The following is an 18,290-nucleotide window of genomic DNA, read 5'->3' on the forward strand; positions in this document are numbered from 1 at the left end:
CGGCCGGTTCGTCGACCTCTTGTGCGCCCCGACCGGACACCCGCCTCGGCCGTGTCCGTCCCGTTCGTTCACCTCTCCGGCGGCCCGACCGGCGTCGCACCTCGGTAGTGTCCGTCCCGTTCCGTCGACCTCTACGGGGCCCGACCGGCGTCGTAGTTCAGTCGTGTCCGTCCGTTCCCGTCGATCTCTCCGGCGCCCCGACCGGCGTCGTACTTTTTCCAGAACATGCTGCGGGAGGGCTGGCTGTGAGCTCAGGCAGCTTGCTCCGCGGACCAACCACGCCGCTGCAATGCCGCGGTGATTTTTTGGATCGCGCGATCTGCGCCGTTGGCCATGTGTCGTCTGGAGATCCGCACTTCGTCCCAGTCTGCTGACCGGGCCCGTTCCGCCCGCTCGATGTCCCGCTCGATTTGGTCGGCCTGGCCGTGGCCTTCGCCCTCGTATTCGATGGCGATCCGGTATTCAGGCAGCGACAGGTCCGGGCTGTGCAGAGCAGCGCCGTCGTCGTTCCTGATCGGCTTGTTCACCTCGGGTTCCGGCAATCCAGCGCTGAGCATGGCCAGTCGGAGCCTGGTTTCGGGCGGAGAGTCCGCTCCGACCCGGGCCAACGCCAAGGCTGCGCGAGCTTTGCGCAGACCCCGCTTCCCGGGGTGGCTGCTCAGCAGGTCCTGAAGGTCCTCCCGGCTGGCGAATGGAGCCACGCGGCCTTCGAAGTCCGGCCGCGGAATGCGGAGGAGGTAGTCGGCTATCACCACCAACTCGGCTAGATCGAGGGCCTCCGCCATGTCCAGCCATGTCCGCGTGCGCGTCGTGACGCACAGCCCATCCACCCAAGCCACCTCATCCGGACCCAGCCGGGAGCGATGACCCACCACGCCGGGGCGTTGCATTCGTGCGCGGTTGCTTGGGCGCGAGATATGAACCCGCCGATCGAAGCCGGCGGCAGGTTCGGGAAAACCCCACAGGCGTGCCGCGGTGTCATGTGAGGCAGCGCTGGAATCGCTGATCCGCGTGAACGGCCGCACGCGGGCTGCGAGGTCGAGGCCGGCCGGCTGGACCGTGCAGATGCCCCGGCTTATCCGGATGAGGCGTGGGTGGCGCAACTGGCTCTTGCTCAGCCCCGATTGCAGGCCGTCCTCGATCGTGAACGCGGCGGCCTGCAGGTGTGGCGGGAGCGGCCTCAGCCGTGGCAGGCGCTGTTCGGGTCCCGGGCGGCGTGCTGGGCTCATCCGGACATTATCTACAGCCGGCGCTAGGGCGTGCGGAAGTTATTCACAGGGTCATCGAGTGGCGGAAAGCTGCAGCGAACGTCGGCGTGTCGCTGCAACTTTCCGCCAGTCCTTTGTCGCCAAAGTTGCCGCCGCTGTCCAGCCGCGCGTGAGGCCAAGCCCCCCGGCCGCCGGCTTTCCCGCCGCGCGTAGGCGAGGCCAGACCCCCGGCCGCCTGCTTTACCGGACGAGCCCAGCTGTAGCCAAGCAGCGTGGCCGGAAACGCCAAGAAGGCGGCGTCCGGGATCCGGACACCGCCCTCTTGAGGTTCAGCGCAAGGTTCAGCCGGCCTGGCGCTCGGCGGCTCCCACGACGTTGGCCAGCAGCATGGCACGCGTCATCGGACCGACGCCGCCGGGATTGGGCGAGAGCCAGCTGGCCACGTTGCGGGCCTCGGGCTCCACGTCGCCGGTCACCCGGGCCTTGCCGTCCTCGTCCTCCACGCGGCTGACCCCAACGTCCAGCACGACGGCGCCCGGCTTGAGGTCGGCTGCCTTGATCATGTGCGGCATCCCCGCGGCGGCAATCACGACGTCGGCCTCGCGCAGTTCCGCCGCCAGGTCGATCGTTCCCGTATGGGCGAGGATCACGGTCGCGTTGATCTCCTTGCGGGTCAGCAACAGGCCCAGGGGGCGCCCCACCGTGACGCCACGGCCGACGACCAGCATGCGTTTGCCCGCCAACTCGACGTCGTGGCGCAGCAACAGTTCGACACAGCCGTGCGGGGTGCAGGGCAGCGGCGAGTCCAGCGGCTCACCCACGTTGAGAACCAGCCGGCCCAGGTTCATCGGGTGCAGGCCGTCGGCGTCCTTGGCCGGATCGATCTTCTCCAGGATGCGGTTGGTGTCGATGTGCTTGGGCAGCGGCAGCTGCACGATGTAACCGGTGCAGGCCGGGTCGGCGTTGAGCTCATCCAGGACCGTTTCGAGTTCCTCCTGCGAGACGGAGTCAGGCAGGTCGCGGCGGATCGACTCGATGCCCACTTCGGCGCAGTCTTTGTGCTTGCCGCCGACGTACCATTTGCTGCCCGGGTCCTCACCGACGAGCACGGTACCCAGGCCGGGCACGATGCCCTTGGCCTTGAGCGCTGCTACCCGTTCCGTGAGCTCGGTCTTGATTTGCGCCGCGGTGGCCTTGCCGTCCAGCACGCGGGCGGTCGGCGGGGTCGTGTAGAGGTTCATGTCACCACTCCTCGTGGCCGGGGTAGAGCGGGAAGTCGTCGGCGAGCTTCTTCACGCGGGCCCGCAGGGCGGCAGTATCGGCGCCGCCCTTGAGCGCGGTGGCAATGATGTCTGCGACCTCGGTGAATTCGGCCGCCCCGAAACCGCGGGTGGCCAGCGCCGGCGTACCGATGCGCAGCCCCGAGGTGACCATCGGCGGGCGCGGGTCGAACGGCACGGCGTTGCGGTTGACCGTAATGCCTGCCTCGTGGAGCAGGTCTTCGGCCTGCTTGCCGTCCAGCTGGGAATTGCGCAGGTCCACCAGGACCAGGTGGACGTCGGTACCGCCGGTCAGCACGGACACGCCGGCCTCGGCCACGTCGGCGGCGGCCAGGCGCTCGGCCAGGATCCGGGCGCCTTCGAGCACGCGTTCCTGGCGCTGCTTGAACTCCTCGCCGGCGGCGATCTTGAAGGCCACCGCCTTGGCAGCGACAACATGCATCAGCGGGCCGCCCTGCTGGCCCGGGAACACGGCCGAGTTGACCTTCTTGGCGAAGGCTTCCTTGCCCAGGATCACGCCGGAGCGCGGGCCGGACAGGGTCTTGTGGACCGTGGAGGTAACGATGTCCGAGTGCGGCACCGGGTTCGGATGCAGGCCGGCGGCGACCAGCCCGGCGAAGTGTGCCATGTCGGTCCAGAGGTAGGCTCCGACCTCGTCGGCGATGGAACGGAATGCCTCGAAGTCCAGCTGGCGGGGGTACGCGGACCAGCCGGCTACCAGCACATTGGGGCGCTCGGCCAGCGCCTGCTCGCGGACCTTGTCCATGTCCACCCGGAAGGTCTTCGGGTCGACCTCGTAGGCGGCGACCTGATAGAGCTTGCCGGAGAAGTTCAGCCTCATCCCGTGGGTGAGGTGGCCGCCGTGCGCCAGGGACAGGCCCATCATCTTGTCGCCCGGCTGGATCAGGGCGGAGAGGGCGGCCGCGTTGGCCTGGGCGCCGGCGTGCGGCTGGACGTTGGCGAATTCCGCACCGAAGAGCGACTTGGCGCGCTCGATGGCCAGGTTTTCGGCGACGTCGACGTGCTCGCAGCCGCCGTAGTAGCGGCGTCCCGGGTATCCCTCGGCGTATTTGTTGGTCAGGACCGAGCCCTGGACTTCGAGCACCGAACGCGGCGCGAAGTTCTCGGAGGCGATCATTTCGAGGGTGTCGCGCTGGCGGCCGAGTTCGGCGTCGATCACGGCGGCGATTTCAGGATCCACCTGGGACAGCGGCAGATCGGTCACAGAGGGCGTAGAAGTCAAGGGAGAATCTCCTGGGTGGTGGGGCTTATCTCACTGCTACAGGCCAGATTACCGGCTGCAGGCACCCGCACGCATGACGCATGACCTGCCCCGGACACACTCCGGCCCGAACGTGACCTTACGTCCCAGGCGTGCGATCCGAGGTCGGTATATACAGGAGCGGCAACCAACGGTCCCCGGCCCTGCTGCCGCTTCCTGGTGGTGCCCCACCTAACGCCAGTCGCGGCGAGCCAATACTAGCAGCCGGTCACTGCACCGGGCGGTCCGAGAGCGCAACCTGCACGCTCCGGGTCTCGTCGTCGCGGCGCACTTCCACGCTGACTGTGTCGCCCGGATTGTGCTGGCGGACCGCTGCCAGCAGGTCTTCGGCGGTCGCCAGCGCCTCGCCGTCCACGCTCAGCAGCACATCGCCGGCGCGGATTCCCGCCTCGTCGGCCGGGCCGCCCTCGCCTACGGACAGGGCCAGGACGCCCTCCGCCTGGGGCACGCCAAGCTGCTCGGCGATCGCCGCCGTGATGCTGGCGGGAGTCAGGCCCATGAAAGCGTGGTCGGCGGTGCCGTCTTCGAGCAGTTCCTCGGCGACTTCCCGGGCGGTGGCGGCGGGGATGGCGAAACCGAGCGACACCGCGCCGGCTTCCGGCGGGATGTAGGCCTCGCTGATGCCCACCACCTGGCTCCGCGCATTGACGACGGCGCCGCCCGAGTTGCCGGGGCTGATCGGCGCGTCCGTCTGGATCAGGTCCACCAGCGCCAGGCTCGACGAGGCGGAGCCCGGGATGGAACGGTGCAGGCCGGAGATAATGCCTGCCGTGGCAGTATTCTCGAAGCCCAGCGGCGACCCGATCACCACGGCAAGTTCGCCGATCGTCGGCAGCGAGGTGTTGAATTCGGCGGCCGGCAGCCCGTCGCGCTCGGTCCGCACCAACGCCAGATCGGACACCGGATCCGTCGCCAGGACCTCGCCCGCGCTGCGTTGCCCGTCGGCGAAGCCGACCTCGACGGTGGTGCTGTCGCCGACCACATGTTCATTGGTTAGGATCAGCCCGTCTTCGGAATAGACCACGCCACTGCCCAGGCCGTTGTCGGTGAAGACCGTCACCACGGACGGCTGCACGTTCTCCACGATCTCCGGAATGCCGCCGGCAGGCTGAGCTCCCGCGGGCTGTCCTCCCGCGTCCCCCGGCGCCTGCGCGGTCCCGCCGCCGCTCGCGGCCGGCTCCCCTCCGCCGGTCGCGGGCGGCTCCCCGCCGGTCTCGCCGGTGCACCCGGCCAGGCCCGCCAGGAGCGCGGCTGCCAGCAGCACGCGCCCTGCACCACGGAGCGTTTTCTCCCGTTCCAAATGCCTCATGGCCCGGACCTTCCGTTGTCGCTGCTGCCACCCTAGACCCATCGGGATTGGCAGAAAACGCCTTACGGCCATCGGAGGGATCCGGCACGCGACACTCTTCCCACCGGCCCGCCACGCTCTCCCCCGCCGGCCCTGCGCGGAATACCCAACGGCCGGCCATCGTTGCACCGAACAGATGTTGAAGTGTCAACAATCGGAGGGGCATCGTGACGGACCAGACAATCGGCACCGGTCAACAGCCGCTGCAGGCGGTGGTGATCGGCGCCGGCCAGGCCGGGCTGAGCGCCGCCTACCGGCTGGCCCGCCGCGGCCTGGTCCCGGACCAGGACTTCGTGGTCCTCGACGCCAACGACGGCCCGGGCGGCGCCTGGCGCCACCGCTGGCCCTCGCTGACCTTCGACGCGGCGCACGGCCTGCACGACCTTCCCGGCCTGCCCCTCGGGGTTCCGGACCCGCAGGAGCCGTCCTCCGCCGTCGTCCGCCGTTATTACGGCACCTACGAGCGGGAGTTCCGCCTCCCCGTGCACCGCCCCGTGCGCGTCACCTCGGTGGACGACGACGGCGCCTTCCTGCGCGTGCGCAGCGCCACCGGCGGCGAGTGGCTGGCGCGGACCGTCATCAGCGGCACCGGCACCTGGGACAAGCCGCATTGGCCGCATTACCCGGGCCGGGAGATCTTCCGCGGCCGCCAGTTGCACACGCGGGACTTCTGGTCGGCAGAGGAGTTCCGCGGGCAGCGGGTCCTGGTGGTCGGCGGCGGGACGTCCGCGCTGCAGTTCCTGCTCCAGCTGGACGCGGCCGGGGCGGACACGCTCTGGTCCACCCGCCGCGACCCCGACTTCACCGCGGCCCCGTTCGACATGGAATGGGGTGTCGACGTGGAACGCAGGGTCAGCGAGCGCACGCGCGCCGGCCTGCCGACCCTGAGCGTGGTTGCCGCCACGGGGCTGCCGCTGACCGAGACGTACCGGAAGGGCATCGACGACGGCGTGCTCGTCTCACGCGGCAAGCTGGCCCGCATCACCGAGCACGGCGTCGCATTCGCCGACGGTTCGGCCGAAGATGTAGACGTCATCCTCTGGGCCACCGGATTCCGGCCATCGCTGGACCACCTGGCGCCGCTGCGGCTGCGTGAACCGGGCGGCGGGATCCGGATGGGCGACGACGGCGTCTCGGTGGTGAAGGAGCCGCGGTTGTTCCTGGTCGGATACGGCGCATCTGCGTCTACGGTCGGGGCCACCCGAGCCGGCCGGGCGGCCGCCGTGGCCGCGGGCAGGTACCTTGCCGCAGAAGCCGAAGCCCAGCCGGTACCCTAGATGCGTGATTGAAGCTCCCGCCGCCACCGCCTACACCCTGATCCTTTCCTGCCCGGACCGCCCCGGCATCGTGCATGCCGTTGCCGGCGCCCTGGCCGGCGCCGGCGGAAACATCACCGACTCCCAGCAGTACGGCAGCCCGCAGTCGGGCCGATTCTTCATGCGAGTGGCTGTTGCCACCGACCTGTCCTACACAGAACTCCACGACCGGCTGCAGCCGGTCGCGCAGGAGTTCGGCATGGACTGGAAGCTGCGCCGCGACGGCGTGAAGATGCGCACGCTGCTCATGGCGTCCAAGTCGGCGCACTGCCTGAACCACCTGCTGTTCCTGCAACGCTCCGGCACGCTGCCGATCGAGATCCCCGCCATCGTCTCCAACCACCAGGACCTGGCCGAGCTCGCCGCGTTCTACGGCATCCCTTTCCACCACATTCCCGTCACCCCGGACAGCAAGCCGCAGGCCGAGCAGGCCCTGCGGGACCTGGCCGCGCAACACGACGTGGAACTGGTGGTGCTGGCCCGCTACATGCAGGTGCTCAGCAATGAGCTCTGCACCGAGCTGGCCGGCAAGGCCATTAACATCCACCACTCGTTCCTGCCCAGCTTCAAGGGTGCCAGGCCGTACCACCAGGCGCACGCCCGCGGCGTGAAGCTGATCGGCGCCACGGCGCACTACGTCACCGGGGACCTGGACGAGGGGCCGATCATCGACCAGGAAGTCATTCCGGTCCGCCACGCCCACACCGCCGAGCAGTTCGTGGCGCTGGGCCGCGACGGTGAGGCGCGCACCCTGGCCCGCGCCGTGCAGTGGCACGCCGAACACCGCGTGCTCCTCGACGGCACCCGCACCGTCGTCTTCAACTAGTTCGACGCGGGCGTCGGCTCGCCGGGCGTCGGCTCGCCGGGCGGGCGTCGTCGACTCGTCGGGGCCGGCTCCGCCGCCCATGACGACGGCGGTGTCCGCCCCTGTGCCCGGCCCGGCGCAGGGCGTACTCTCGTCGGATGGGCAACCATGAGCCTGAACTGAAGGCGTTCTACGACCGGCAGGCGCCCGAGCGCGACCGGCGCTGGAGGGATCCCCGCAGGGACGCAGCCCGGCAGGAATTCATTGCCTCCCTGGTCGCAGCCCGGCGGCACAGCGTGTTGGAGGTCGGCTGCGGCACCGGCACGGACGGGCTCGCGTTCAAGGCCGCGGGAATCCATTACACCGGCGTCGATCTGTCCGAGCAGAACGTCCGGCTGGCCCGGGCGAAGCACCTGGAGGCGGTGGTCGGTTCGGCCCGGGAGTTGCCGTTTGCCGGGGGAACGTTCTCGGCCGGCTGGACCATGAGCACGCTGCTGCACATCCCCGACCAGGACCTGCCGGATGTTCTCGCCGAGACCATGCGGGTGCTGGTCTCGCACGCTCCGCTGGCGGTCGGGCTCTGGTCCGGCGACGACGAGGAGGGCATCGTTGCCGCCGACGACTTCGAACCGCGCCGCTTCTACAGCCGCCGCAGCGACGCAACCGTCCGGCGGCTCTTCGGCGAGCACGGCCTCATCTCGGGTTTCACCACCTGGGAGCGGCCGGAGTTCGGCCGGCATTATCAGTTCTTCATCCTGACCAAGCCGTGACCGGCCGGCCCGCGGGGCGGAAGGCCCGTCACGAAGCTCCTGCGGCGGGTCCGGTGTCGCTAGGCTGAGGGGATGGCCCACATCATCACCATCTCCGGCATGCTGCCGGCCGTCGATCCGTCAGCCTTCGTCGCCCCCACGGCGACGCTCAGCGGCGACGTTGCGCTCGCAGCCGACTCCAGCGCCTTCTACGGCGTCAGCGTCCGCGGCGACACCGCTCCCATCCGCGTCGGCGAGCGCAGCAACCTGCAGGACAACGTGGTCCTGCACGCCGACCCCGGCTTCCCCTGCACCGTCGGCGCCGGCGTCAGCGTCGGCCACGCCGCCGTGATTCACGGCTGCACGGTCGAGGACAACTGCCTGATCGGCATGAGCGCCACGATCATGAACGGCGCAGTGGTCGGTGAGGGTTCGCTGGTGGCAGCCGGCGCCGTCGTGCTGGAGGGCACGCAGATTCCGCCGCGTTCGCTCGTCGCGGGTGTCCCTGCCAAGGTCCGCCGCGAGCTGAGCGAGGACGAGTACCAGTCGGTGCTGGACAACGCCGCCCGCTACGTGGAAATCGCCGCCGTGCACCGCGACGCGATCGACGACGCCGCGGAGGCGTAGCCGCCGAGAGCCCGGTCAGGCCGTGGATTGCTGCAGGTGCCTGGCCGGATCGAGGGTCTCAAAGGCGGCCGCGCCGATCATGAACGTACCGCGCTGCGGGACCCAGAAGCCGCCCAGCCTGGCTTGCTCGGGCAGCGGTCCGGGCGGCCCGAAGTCCGTTGCCCCCAGCCGTGCACTGCTTTGGTCGATGAACCACAGCCGGTGCGGTGCGGCGCGGAACCGCTGCCGGTTGGGGGCGGTCCCCGCCAGCCGCATCCGCCCCAGCCGCAGTGCCGGGCCTGCCATGACGCCCATGGCCGCCAGGAAGGGCCCACTCTGCCACAGCCGGTCCGGCGTCTTGGCCGTCATTCCGGACATGAGCCGGGTCACCGGGGTGTCCGAGACGGTTGCGTCCCAGGAGAAGTCGATGTCCGGGATGGAAACGGTGAAACCGCGCGGTCCGGTCCATTCAACCGCGATGGCGTGCACCGACGTATGCCGCAGCCCGCTGCCGAAATACCGGGGACAGGATGTTTCCGCCGGCACCGTGGTGAAGATGTTCCAGTTTTCGGCGGGGTCGCGCAGCCACACGGAGGTGTAGCCGGGGCCGACCGAGGTGACCGGAAACCGCCGCAGCGCCAGCACGTGGCCGGAGGAGAAGGTCAGGCCCGACACGACGTAGCCGAAGAACCGTTCGTCGTCGCCGGCGGGAAGCCGTGCGTTAACTTCTTGACTACAAGGCGGCGCTGCCGCACGCTTTTCTGTATGCGAGCCGATCAGCCGTCCACCCTCGAGGCCCCGCAGCCTCCGGTGCCGCACGCACCCCAGCTCCGGCCGGGGTCCCAAAGCGCCCTGCGGCGGCGGAACGGCCAACGGGTCCTGCAGGCGCTTATGTCCCGCGGCCCGCTCACCCAGGCCGAACTGTCCCGGCAAACGGGGCTGTCCACCGCCACGGTCTCCAACATCGTCAAGGCGATGGCCGACGACGGACTGGTCAGCACCGCGCCCACCACGAGTTCCGGCCGCCGCGCCCTGTCGGTCCTGCTCGACGGCCGTGGCGCGGTTGCCGTCGGAGTGGATTTCGGCCGCCGGCACGTGCACGTTGTGCTGGTCAGCCTCGACCACCGGGTGCTCGCCGAAGGCGCCGTCGAATTGCCGCTCGGCCACGGGGCCGAGCAGGGCATCGACACCGCCGCCCGGCTGGCGCAGCGGCTGCTGGATGAAAACGCCGTCTCCCCCCGGGCGGTGATCGGCGTGGGCGCAGGCATACCGGGCCCGATCGACCGGAGGACCGGCACCGTGATCCACGGTGCCATCCTGCCCGAATGGGTGGGCATCAACCTGCTGGCCCGGCTGCGGGACAGGTTCGGCACCGACGTCTTCGTGGACAACGACGCAAATCTAGGCGCGCTCGCCCAGGTCAGCTGGGGCCCCTACCAGCACGCGCAGAACCTGGTCTTCCTCAAGATCGGCTCCGGCATCGGGGCCGGCCTGGTCCTCAGCGGCAAGCTCTATTACGGCCATGTCGGCGTCACGGGCGAGGTCGGCCATGCCACGGTCGCCGAACACGGCATCATCTGCCGGTGCGGCAACCGCGGGTGCCTGGAGACGGTGGCCTCCACCTCCACCATGATCGACCTGCTCAGCCGCGGCCGCGGCGAGCCCATCGGAACCGAGGACATCGTCCGGATCGCCCTGGAGGGTGACCCGGCCGTCCTGCGCGTGATCGACGACGCGGGCCTGGCCGTGGGACGGGCGCTGGCCAACGTCTGCAACCTGCTCAATCCCGAGGTCATCGTGGTCGGCGGTTCGCTGACGGGCCTCGGCAGCATCCTGCTGGACCCGATACGGCGCGGGCTGCTGCGCCACGCGGTACCGGTCGTCGGGGAATCCACGGAGCTGGCGATGTCCACCCTGGGCAGCCGCGCCGAGGCGTTGGGCGCCGCGACGCTGGTGCTGCAACAGGCCGATCTCCCGGTCGCCTAAGCGCGGACGGGACCCTCCCGGGACCCTCTTTGCGTTCAACTCTTGACGACAAGGTGTGTGACGGAGTTAACTTCGGTACTAAGCCACACATCCGTGTGCGGGTCTTGCCGACCCCGTGGCCATGACTGCTGATTAATGGAGGCGTTTATGCGACGCAAATCTTTGCTCGCCGGCGTTGCGGCCGCGGGTTTGCTCCTGTCCGCATGCGGCGGCGGAAGCGCGGTGGACGAAGCCAACCCTGAGGAGGCATCGGGATCGGTAGGAGTCTTCACCTGGTGGGCTGACGGTTCCGAGAAGGTCGGGCTGGATGCGCTGGTGGAAATCTTCACCGAACAGTATCCGGAGCTGAAGTTCGACAACCTTGCCGTCGCCGGCGGCGCCGGCAGCCAGGCCAAGAGCGTGCTGGCGGCCAACCTGAAGTCGGGCAATCCGCCGGACTCGTTCCAGGCGCATGCCGGAGCCGAGCTGCAGGACTACATCGCCGCCGACCAGCTCGAGGACCTCACCTCCTTCTACGAGGACGCGCAGCTCAACGAGGCGTTCCCGCAGGACCTGCTGGACCGGCTGACCGTCGAGGGCAAGATCTACTCCGTGCCGTCGAATATCCACCGGGCCAACGTGGTGTGGGCCAACGTGGACGTGCTGGAGGAAGCCGGCCTGGATCCGAACAGCCCGCCGGCCGACCTCGACGCCTGGTTCGCGGACATGGACAAGATCAAGGAGGCGGGGAAGACCCCGCTGGCCGTGGCCGGCACCTGGACCCAGGTCCAGCTGTTCGAGAACATCCTGCTCGCCACCCTCGGCGCCGAGGGCTACAACGGGCTCTGGGACGGCACCACCGACTGGTCCGGCCCGGACGTGACCGAAGCCATCGAGAACTACAAGAAGACCCTCGGCTACACCAACTCCGACCGCGACACCCTCAGCGACTGGGGTCCGGCCACCCAGCTGGTGGAGGACGGCGCCGCCGCCTACAACGTGATGGGCGACTGGGCCGAAGCCAAGTTCGCGCAGGACGGCAAGAAGCCCGGTGAGGACTACGTCTACTTCCCCACCCCGGGCACCGACGGCATCTTCGACTTCCTGGCTGACTCGTTCACTCTGCCCAAGGGTGCCCCCAACCCGGCCGGCTCCGAGGCCTGGCTGACCACCATCTCCAGCGTCGAGGGCCAGCAGGCATTCAACGCGGCGAAGGGCTCCATCCCCGCCCGCACCGACGTGCCGTCCGACGAGTTCGGCGAATACCAGCAGAGCGCCATCGAGGACTTCTCGTCCGACACCATCGTGTCCTCGCTGGCACACGGTGCCGCCGTGCCGGTGGCCTGGCTGAACGAGCTGAGCACCGCCGTCAGCAAGTTCGGCGGCCCGCAGGACGTGGCTGCCCTGCAGGAATCCTTGGCGTCCATCGCCGAGAAGTTCATGCAGTAAGCCGGGACGCCCCGGAAGGGCGGGCGCGGCACCACCACCGCGCCCGCCCTTCCATGTCACACCGGCGTGCACGGCGGCACTAGGAGAAGTCCATGTTCAAGAAAGTGAAGACCTGGGGACCGGGGCTGGCCCTGATCGCCCCTACCCTCATCCTGCTGGCGGTCTTCGTCTATGCGTTGATCGCGGAAAACGTCCGCATCTCGATGACCAACCAGCACACGGCCCGGCCGTCGTCGGAATTCGTCGGCCTGGAGAACTACCTCCGGTTGTTCGGGGACGCAGATTTCCAGCACGCGCTGCGCAACCTGCTCCTGCTGACGGTGGTGTTCCTGGCGGGCACGCTGATCTTCGGCTTCCTCTGGGCCTGGATCCTGGAGCGGCCCGGCGCCGGCGAGGGGCTGTTCCGCTCGGTCTACCTCTTCCCCATGGCGGTGTCCTTCATCGCCTCGGGCGTGGTCTGGCGCTGGCTGCTCTCAAGCCTGCAGACCAACGAGCCCGGCGGTGATCGTGCCACCGGCCTGAACCGGCTGCTGGATAGCACGGGGCTCGGCTTCCTGCAGAACAGCTGGTGGTCCGATCCCAACTGGGGCATTGCCGCCATCGCCGTGCCGGCCATCTGGCAGCTCTCCGGCTACGTGATGGCCCTGTTCCTGGCCGGATTCCGCGGCATCCCGGAAGAACTGCGCGAGGCGGCGCGGATCGACGGCTGCAGCGAGTGGAAGCTCTACCGTCACGTGATCTTTCCGCAGCTGAGCCCGGTGATGCTTTCGGCCGTCATCATCATCGGCCACATGTCCTTGAAGCTGTTCGACCTGATCCGGGCGATAGTTCCCGACGCCAATACCTACGACATCCAGGTTCCGGCCACCATGATGTGGGTCAAGTACATCGGCAGCGACTACGCCGACTCGGCCGCCATCGGCACCATCATGCTGGTGCTGGTCGCGCTGGTGGTCGTCCCGTACCTCGTCTACACCTCACGGCAGGAGAAGCGCTGATGGCCACCGCAACAGTGCCGCCGCCCGTCGAGGTTGCCCGGCCCCGGCCCGCGGCTCCCCGCACCGGCCGGCAGAAAATGAACCGCACGCTCAAGTACGCCATCCTGCTGGTGTTCGTGTTTGTGGTGCTGATTCCGGCCTACGTCCTGTTCATTACCAGTTTCAAGGGCCCGTCCGACGCCGATCCCTCCACCGCGTGGCTCTTCCCGACGACGTGGGAAACCGCCGGATGGGCCAAGGCGTGGGACACCCTGGGCCCGGCGTTGGGCCGCACCTTCGCCATGGTCATCCCCGCCTCGATCATCTCGGCCCTGCTCGGATCGATGAACGGGTTCGTGCTCTCCCGCTGGCGCTTCCCCTACGCCAACGTGGTCTTCACCCTCATCCTGTTCGGCATGTTCATCCCGTACCAGGCCGTGATGATCCCGCTGACACAGCTGATGCAGGGTCTCGGGGTGCCCAACGGCATCCCCTCGCTGCTGGTGCTGCACATCGTCTACGGCCTGCCGATCTGCACGCTGATCTTCCGCAACTACTACGAATCCGTGCCGGCCGAGCTGATCGAAGCGGCGCGCATGGACGGAGCCGGGCTGCTGCGCACCTACGCCTCGGTGATCCTGCCGGTCTCCGCCCCGGGCTTCGTGGTGGTGCTCATCTGGCAGTTCACCTCCGCCTGGAACGACTACCTGTTCGCGGCGTTCTTCTCCTCCGGCTCCAACGGCCCGGTCACCATCGCGCTGAGCTTCCTGGCCGGCGGACAGCTGACCGACTACGCCGCGTCGATGGCCGGCGCCCTGATCGCCTCGCTGCCCACCCTGCTGGTCTACATCATCCTGGGAAAGTACTTCGTCGGCGGCCTGATGAGCGGTTCGGTCAAGGGCTGAGCGGCTCCCCCAACAACAAACGGCGCCTGCCTCCCCAGGGGAAGCAGGCGCCGTTTGTTGTGTGATCCGGCCTAGATGTTGTGGCTGCCGCCCTCGGCACGGCGGGGGTCGTCGGCAGTCCGCGCGCCGTCGTTGCGTACGTCGTCGGCAGTCCGGGCGCCGTCGTTGCCCACGTCATCGACGTGCCGGCCGCCGTCGTCGCGGTACCCTGCGGCGGTGTCTACCCCGCGGTCGGGTTCGGAGTCGCCGCGGTGGGCTCCGCCGTCGTGCTTGCGGTCTTTACGGGCGTCCCGGTCCTTGGTGTTGACGTCCGGGTCCAGGTCATCGGCGCGGCGCAGCTTCTCGTCGCTCTCCTGCTGGATACCCTGGGCGTCCGCCTGCCGCTGGTCAGCAGCCTGGCGCAGGCGGTCGGCTTCAATCTTGGCACGCTCGGCTTCGACGTCTGCCCGCTGGGCCTCGGCCTGCGCCTGGGTGGCGTCCGCCTGGCGCTCCCGCGCCTCGACCGAGGACACCTGCGCTCCCTGCCGCAACTCCGCTGCCTCCCTGCGGTTCTCTTCCTGCTTCTCGAACTTCCGCTTGGTGTTCCGCTTCTGTGCAAAGAAGACAATGACTCCGATGATGATCAGGAGTACAACTATCGCGATGATGATTCCGACGATCATGCCTGTATCCATGGTGCGGGCTCCTCCTCGTTGTGGCGAAATTACTGAGCCTGCTTACTTTGTACCATCGATGGGTCCACATCGGTAGGGCAGGGACGCGCGCGGCAGGACGGGACAAAGGGCAATCGGTGCCCATGGACGTCCCGGCCGCCGGCCGCGAAGATGGAGCCATGGCAGAACCGCCCCGGATCGTCACCCCGCCCTGCGCCCGGCCCGGCGCGCCGGATCCGCGCGCGGCCACCGGCCGGAAACTGCGCTGGGGCGTGGTCGCCACCGGGGCCATCGCCACCCGGGTGACCGAGGACATCGCCCGGCTGGAGGATGCCGTGCTGCAGGCGGTCAGTTCCCGCCACCAGGCCAACGCGGTGGCCTTCCAACGGCGTTTCGGCTTCGCCACCGCCTATTTCGACGGCGATGCCGGCAAGGGCTACGACCAGCTTTTCGCCGACCCGGACGTGGACGTGGTCTACGTGGCCACTCCGCACGGCCAGCATTTCGAGATCGCGGGACGGGCGCTGCAGGCCGGCAAGCATGTGCTGTGCGAAAAGTCGCTGACCATCAACGCCCGGGAAGCCCTGGAGCTGACGGAACTGGCGGCCGCGCGGGGACTGTTCCTGATGGAGGCGGTCTGGACGCGCTTCTTGCCGATCATCAACCGCGTCTGGGACATCCTCGCGTCCGGCGAACTCGGCGAGGTCCGCTGGGTGCAGGCCGACCTCGGATTCCCGGCGGTCTACGACCCGGCGGCCCGGCTGTGGAATCCGGCAGCCGGCGGCGGAGCGCTGCTGGACCTGGCGGTCTATCCGCTGACCTGGGCGCTGGGGACCCTGGGCTTCCCGCAGACGGTGGCCGCCTCCGGGCAGGTCAACGACGACGGCGTCGACGCCCAGAACGCCATGACGCTCAGCTACGGTTCGGGTGCCCAGGCGCAGCTGGCGTGTTCGTTGCAGGCCGCCTCGCCGCGCACGGCCACCGTCGCCTGCACCGGCGGGTGGCTCCGCAGCAACGCGCCGCTGCACAACCCCACCGAGCTGGCGGTCCAACCGCATCTGGGCCAGCCGCGGGTGGAAACCTTCCCGAGCGTCGGCCGCGGCTACGTTTTCGAGCTGCGCGAAGTCACCCGTTGCGTCCAGTCCGGCCTGCAGCAAAGCCCCACCATGCCCTGGGCGGACACCGTGGACACCATGCGGCTCTTCGACGGGGTCCGCGCCCAGCTGGGGGTCAGCTATGCCAATGACCGTGCGGTGCCGGTAACGGACTGAGCCGGAGAGCAGGGCGCCGACGCGGCGGCAGCGACCGGCCCGGACAGCACGACGGCGGCCGGGGCACCTTCCCGCGGGAGGTGCGCGGCCGCCGTCGTTATTCAGGGCCTGAAGCCAGGCGAAACCGCCCGACGCCGCCTACTTCTTGCCGGTCAGCGTGGCCACGATGCTGTTCAGCGTGGCCGACGGGCGCATGACCTCGGCGGCCTTGGCGGCATCCGGCCGGTAGTAGCCGTCCAGGTCCACCGGAGATCCCTGCACGGCGTTGAGCTCGCCGACGATGGCCCCTTCATTGTTTGCCAGCTCGGAGGCAATGCCGGAGAAGGCCGCGGCCAGCTCGGCGTCGCCGGTCTGGTTGGCCAGTTCCTGCGCCCAGTACAGGGCCAAGTAGAAGTGGCTGCCGCGGTTGTCCAGCTCGCCGGCCTTGCGCTTGGGCGACTTGTTTTCCAGCAGGAACGTGCCCGTGGCGGCGTCCAGCGTGTCGGCCAGGATCTGCGCGCGGGCGTTGCCCGTGGAGGTGGCCAGGTGCTCGAAGGACACGGCCAGGGCCAGGAACTCGCCGAGCGAATCCCAGCGCAGGTGATTCTCTGCCAGCAGCTGCTGGACGTGCTTCGGAGCGGAGCCGCCGGCACCGGTCTCGAACAGGCCGCCGCCGTTGATCAGCGGGACGATCGAGAGCATCTTGGCGCTCGTGCCGAGCTCCAGGATCGGGAACAGGTCCGTCAGGTAGTCGCGCAGCACGTTGCCGGTCACCGAGATGGTGTCCTCGCCCTTGCGGAGGCGCTCGAGGGTGAAGGCGGTGGCCTTCTCCGGGGCCATGATCTCGATCTGCAGGCCGTCGGTGTCGTGGTCCTTGAGGTACTCGTTCACCTTGGCGATCAGGTTGGCGTCGTGGGCGCGGGTTTCGTCCAGCCAGAACACGGCCGGGGTCTGGCTGGCGCGGGCGCGGGTCACGGCCAGTTTCACCCAGTCGCGGATCGGCAGGTCCTTGGTCTGGCAGGCGCGCCAGATATCGTTCGGGAACACCTGGTGCTCGATCAGCACGGTGCCGGACCCGTCAACTACCTGCACGGTACCGGCGGTCTGGATCTCGAACGTCTTGTCGTGGCTGCCGTATTCCTCCGCCGCCTGGGCCATCAGGCCGACGTTGGGGACGGTGCCCATGGTGGTCGGATCGTAGGCGCCGTTGGCGCGGCAGTCGTCGATAACCACCTGGTAGATCCCGGCGTAGGAGCTGTCCGGCAGCACTGCCAGCGTGTCGGCTTCCTGACCGTCCGGTCCCCACATGTGGCCGGAGGTGCGGATCATGGCCGGCATCGAGGCGTCCACAATTACGTCCGAGGGCACGTGGAGGTTGGTGATGCCCTTGTCTGAGTCCACCATGGCGATGGCCGGGCCCTCGTCCAGGCCCTTGTCGATCAGCTCCTGGACTCCCTTGCGGTCTTCGGGGTCCAGCGCCGCCAGTCCGTTCAGGATGGCGGCCAGGCCGTTGTTCGGGCTCAGGCCGGCAGCGGCCAGCTTGTCGCCGTAGGCAGCGAACAGCTCGGAGAAGTAGGCCTTGACCACGTGGCCGAAGATGATCGGGTCGGAGACCTTCATCATGGTGGCCTTCAGGTGCGCGGAGAAGAGCACGCCTTCTTCCTTGGCGCGGGCCACCTGGGCGGCCAGGAATTCGTCCAGCGCCGCGGCGCGCATGACGGTGCCGTCGATGACCTCGCCGGCCAGCACCGGGAAGGCATCCTTCAGGACCGTGACGGTACCGTCCTCGGCCACCAGCTGGATTTTGATCTTGTCGTCGGCCGGCATGACCACCGACTTCTCATTGGAGCGGAAGTCGTCGGCGCCCATGGTGGCCACGTTCGTCTTGGAGTCGGCGGTCCACGCGCCCATGCTGTGCGGGTTCTGGCGCGCGTAGTTCTTCACCGACAGGGGCGCGCGGCGGTCCGAGTTGCCCTCGCGCAGCACCGGGTTGACCGCCGAGCCCTTGATCTTGTCATAGCGGGCGCGGATGTCCTTCTCCTCGTCGGAGGAGGGGTCGTCCGGGTAGTCCGGCAGCGCGTAGCCGTGGCCCTGCAGCTCCTTGATGGCGGCCTTCAGCTGCGGCACGGAGGCGCTGATGTTCGGCAGCTTGATGATGTTGGCTTCCGGCTGCTTGGCGAGTTCGCCCAGTTCGGCCAGGGCGTCGCCGATCCGCTGCTCGGGGGTGAGGTAGTCGCCGAAGACGGCGATGATACGGCCAGCGAGCGAGATGTCGCGGGTCTCCACTTCCACACCGGCCGTGGAGGCGTAGGCCTCAACGATCGGCAAGAACGAATAGGTGGCCAGCATCGGCGCTTCGTCGGTGTGGGTATAGATAATCTTGGCCATGGGTGAGGCGTCTCCCTGCAAAAGTGGGTCTCTTTGGTTACTCAACTCCTCCAATTTACCCGAGGAGGGCTGCCGGGCGCCGGTTGAAGACGCGCACACCTCAGATCGC

The 18,290-nt window shown here is 68.7% G+C and carries 16 protein-coding genes; 9 read left to right on the top strand and 7 right to left on the bottom strand.

The window, feature by feature from the left end:
• Nucleotides 1-251 precede the first annotated feature (251 nt).
• The 4 genes from AC5RUP_RS04180 to AC5RUP_RS04195 all read right to left on the bottom strand — a co-directional run bounded on the left by AC5RUP_RS04180 (nucleotide 252) and on the right by AC5RUP_RS04195 (nucleotide 5,079).
• Nucleotides 252-1,229 (bottom strand): putative endonuclease domain-containing protein, encoded by a 978-nt coding sequence (locus tag AC5RUP_RS04180; RefSeq protein WP_494154218.1) that lies wholly within the window; start codon nucleotides 1,227-1,229, stop codon nucleotides 252-254.
• Between the two features lie 320 nt (nucleotides 1,230-1,549).
• Nucleotides 1,550-2,449, bottom strand: coding sequence for a bifunctional methylenetetrahydrofolate dehydrogenase/methenyltetrahydrofolate cyclohydrolase (locus tag AC5RUP_RS04185; protein WP_494154217.1), 900 nt, complete (start codon nucleotides 2,447-2,449; stop codon nucleotides 1,550-1,552).
• Between the two features lies 1 nt (nucleotide 2,450).
• On the bottom strand, nucleotides 2,451-3,731 hold the full coding sequence (glyA, locus tag AC5RUP_RS04190) for a serine hydroxymethyltransferase (RefSeq protein WP_494001510.1): 1,281 nt from the start codon (nucleotides 3,729-3,731) through the stop codon (nucleotides 2,451-2,453).
• A 247-nt stretch (nucleotides 3,732-3,978) separates the two neighbouring features.
• Nucleotides 3,979-5,079, bottom strand: a complete 1,101-nt coding sequence (locus tag AC5RUP_RS04195; protein WP_494158296.1) for a S1C family serine protease — start codon at nucleotides 5,077-5,079, stop codon at nucleotides 3,979-3,981.
• 206 nt (nucleotides 5,080-5,285) lie between these two features.
• Between AC5RUP_RS04195 and AC5RUP_RS04200 the strand changes: the two genes are divergently transcribed.
• The 4 genes from AC5RUP_RS04200 to AC5RUP_RS04215 all read left to right on the top strand — a co-directional run bounded on the left by AC5RUP_RS04200 (nucleotide 5,286) and on the right by AC5RUP_RS04215 (nucleotide 8,615).
• The gene (locus AC5RUP_RS04200; protein WP_494158297.1) at nucleotides 5,286-6,395 is read left to right on the top strand and encodes an FAD-dependent oxidoreductase; all 1,110 of its coding nucleotides are present in this window, start codon (nucleotides 5,286-5,288) and stop codon (nucleotides 6,393-6,395) included.
• A gap of 4 nt (nucleotides 6,396-6,399) precedes the next feature.
• Complete coding sequence (purU, locus tag AC5RUP_RS04205; RefSeq protein WP_494150216.1) at nucleotides 6,400-7,260, top strand: formyltetrahydrofolate deformylase; 861 nt, start codon at nucleotides 6,400-6,402, stop codon at nucleotides 7,258-7,260.
• A gap of 137 nt (nucleotides 7,261-7,397) precedes the next feature.
• Nucleotides 7,398-8,009 carry a class I SAM-dependent methyltransferase gene (locus tag AC5RUP_RS04210; protein WP_494154134.1) on the top strand — a complete coding sequence of 204 codons (612 nt, stop codon included), beginning with the start codon at nucleotides 7,398-7,400 and terminating at the stop codon, nucleotides 8,007-8,009.
• A 72-nt stretch (nucleotides 8,010-8,081) separates the two neighbouring features.
• The gene (locus tag AC5RUP_RS04215; RefSeq protein ID WP_494133468.1) at nucleotides 8,082-8,615 is read left to right on the top strand and encodes a gamma carbonic anhydrase family protein; all 534 of its coding nucleotides are present in this window, start codon (nucleotides 8,082-8,084) and stop codon (nucleotides 8,613-8,615) included.
• 15 nt (nucleotides 8,616-8,630) lie between these two features.
• Here AC5RUP_RS04215 and AC5RUP_RS04220 read toward each other — a convergent pair whose 3' ends face one another.
• Entirely contained in the window at nucleotides 8,631-9,413 is a 783-nt protein-coding gene (locus tag AC5RUP_RS04220; RefSeq protein WP_494154135.1) for a hypothetical protein, read from the bottom strand.
• Between AC5RUP_RS04220 and AC5RUP_RS04225 the strand changes: the two genes are divergently transcribed.
• From AC5RUP_RS04225 to AC5RUP_RS04240, 4 genes are all read left to right on the top strand, one after another.
• Complete coding sequence (locus tag AC5RUP_RS04225) at nucleotides 9,360-10,580, top strand: ROK family transcriptional regulator (protein WP_494154136.1); 1,221 nt, start codon at nucleotides 9,360-9,362, stop codon at nucleotides 10,578-10,580. The genes AC5RUP_RS04220 and AC5RUP_RS04225 overlap by 54 nt on opposite strands.
• A gap of 147 nt (nucleotides 10,581-10,727) precedes the next feature.
• On the top strand, nucleotides 10,728-12,008 hold the full coding sequence (locus AC5RUP_RS04230) for an ABC transporter substrate-binding protein (protein WP_494154137.1): 1,281 nt from the start codon (nucleotides 10,728-10,730) through the stop codon (nucleotides 12,006-12,008).
• Between the two features lie 92 nt (nucleotides 12,009-12,100).
• A complete protein-coding gene (locus tag AC5RUP_RS04235) occupies nucleotides 12,101-13,006 on the top strand; it encodes a carbohydrate ABC transporter permease (protein WP_494092283.1) in 906 nt (301 codons plus the stop codon).
• The gene (locus AC5RUP_RS04240) at nucleotides 13,006-13,890 is read left to right on the top strand and encodes a carbohydrate ABC transporter permease (protein WP_493978573.1); all 885 of its coding nucleotides are present in this window, start codon (nucleotides 13,006-13,008) and stop codon (nucleotides 13,888-13,890) included. The genes AC5RUP_RS04235 and AC5RUP_RS04240 overlap by 1 nt, the downstream gene beginning before the upstream one ends.
• Nucleotides 13,891-13,961: 71 nt before the next feature.
• Here the strand turns inward: AC5RUP_RS04240 and AC5RUP_RS04245 are convergent, their stop codons facing one another.
• Complete coding sequence (locus tag AC5RUP_RS04245; RefSeq protein ID WP_494154138.1) at nucleotides 13,962-14,564, bottom strand: hypothetical protein; 603 nt, start codon at nucleotides 14,562-14,564, stop codon at nucleotides 13,962-13,964.
• A gap of 158 nt (nucleotides 14,565-14,722) precedes the next feature.
• Between AC5RUP_RS04245 and AC5RUP_RS04250 the strand changes: the two genes are divergently transcribed.
• Nucleotides 14,723-15,814 (top strand): Gfo/Idh/MocA family protein, encoded by a 1,092-nt coding sequence (locus tag AC5RUP_RS04250; protein ID WP_494158298.1) that lies wholly within the window; start codon nucleotides 14,723-14,725, stop codon nucleotides 15,812-15,814.
• Between the two features lie 138 nt (nucleotides 15,815-15,952).
• On the opposite strand, the gene AC5RUP_RS04255 is transcribed toward AC5RUP_RS04250, so the two are convergent.
• Complete coding sequence (locus tag AC5RUP_RS04255; RefSeq protein WP_494154677.1) at nucleotides 15,953-18,181, bottom strand: NADP-dependent isocitrate dehydrogenase; 2,229 nt, start codon at nucleotides 18,179-18,181, stop codon at nucleotides 15,953-15,955.
• Between the last annotated feature and the right edge of the window lie 109 nt (nucleotides 18,182-18,290).

The organism is Arthrobacter sp. Y3223151, from assembly GCF_059091125.1.

Excerpts from the sequence above, each read along its gene's own strand:
- AC5RUP_RS04180 (WP_494154218.1), bottom strand. The coding sequence starts at position 1,229 with ATGAGCCCAGCACGCCGCCCGGGACCCGAACAGCGCCTGCCACGGCTG.
- AC5RUP_RS04185 (WP_494154217.1), bottom strand. The coding sequence starts at position 2,449 with ATGAACCTCTACACGACCCCGCCGACCGCCCGCGTGCTGGACGGCAAG.
- AC5RUP_RS04195 (WP_494158296.1), bottom strand. The coding sequence starts at position 5,079 with ATGAGGCATTTGGAACGGGAGAAAACGCTCCGTGGTGCAGGGCGCGTG.
- AC5RUP_RS04210 (WP_494154134.1), top strand. The coding sequence starts at position 7,398 with ATGGGCAACCATGAGCCTGAACTGAAGGCGTTCTACGACCGGCAGGCG.
- AC5RUP_RS04215 (WP_494133468.1), top strand. The coding sequence starts at position 8,082 with ATGGCCCACATCATCACCATCTCCGGCATGCTGCCGGCCGTCGATCCG.
- AC5RUP_RS04225 (WP_494154136.1), top strand. The coding sequence starts at position 9,360 with ATGCGAGCCGATCAGCCGTCCACCCTCGAGGCCCCGCAGCCTCCGGTG.
- AC5RUP_RS04230 (WP_494154137.1), top strand. The coding sequence starts at position 10,728 with ATGCGACGCAAATCTTTGCTCGCCGGCGTTGCGGCCGCGGGTTTGCTC.
- AC5RUP_RS04235 (WP_494092283.1), top strand. The coding sequence starts at position 12,101 with ATGTTCAAGAAAGTGAAGACCTGGGGACCGGGGCTGGCCCTGATCGCC.
- AC5RUP_RS04240 (WP_493978573.1), top strand. The coding sequence starts at position 13,006 with ATGGCCACCGCAACAGTGCCGCCGCCCGTCGAGGTTGCCCGGCCCCGG.
- AC5RUP_RS04245 (WP_494154138.1), bottom strand. The coding sequence starts at position 14,564 with ATGGATACAGGCATGATCGTCGGAATCATCATCGCGATAGTTGTACTC.
- AC5RUP_RS04250 (WP_494158298.1), top strand. The coding sequence starts at position 14,723 with ATGGCAGAACCGCCCCGGATCGTCACCCCGCCCTGCGCCCGGCCCGGC.
- AC5RUP_RS04255 (WP_494154677.1), bottom strand. The coding sequence starts at position 18,181 with ATGGCCAAGATTATCTATACCCACACCGACGAAGCGCCGATGCTGGCC.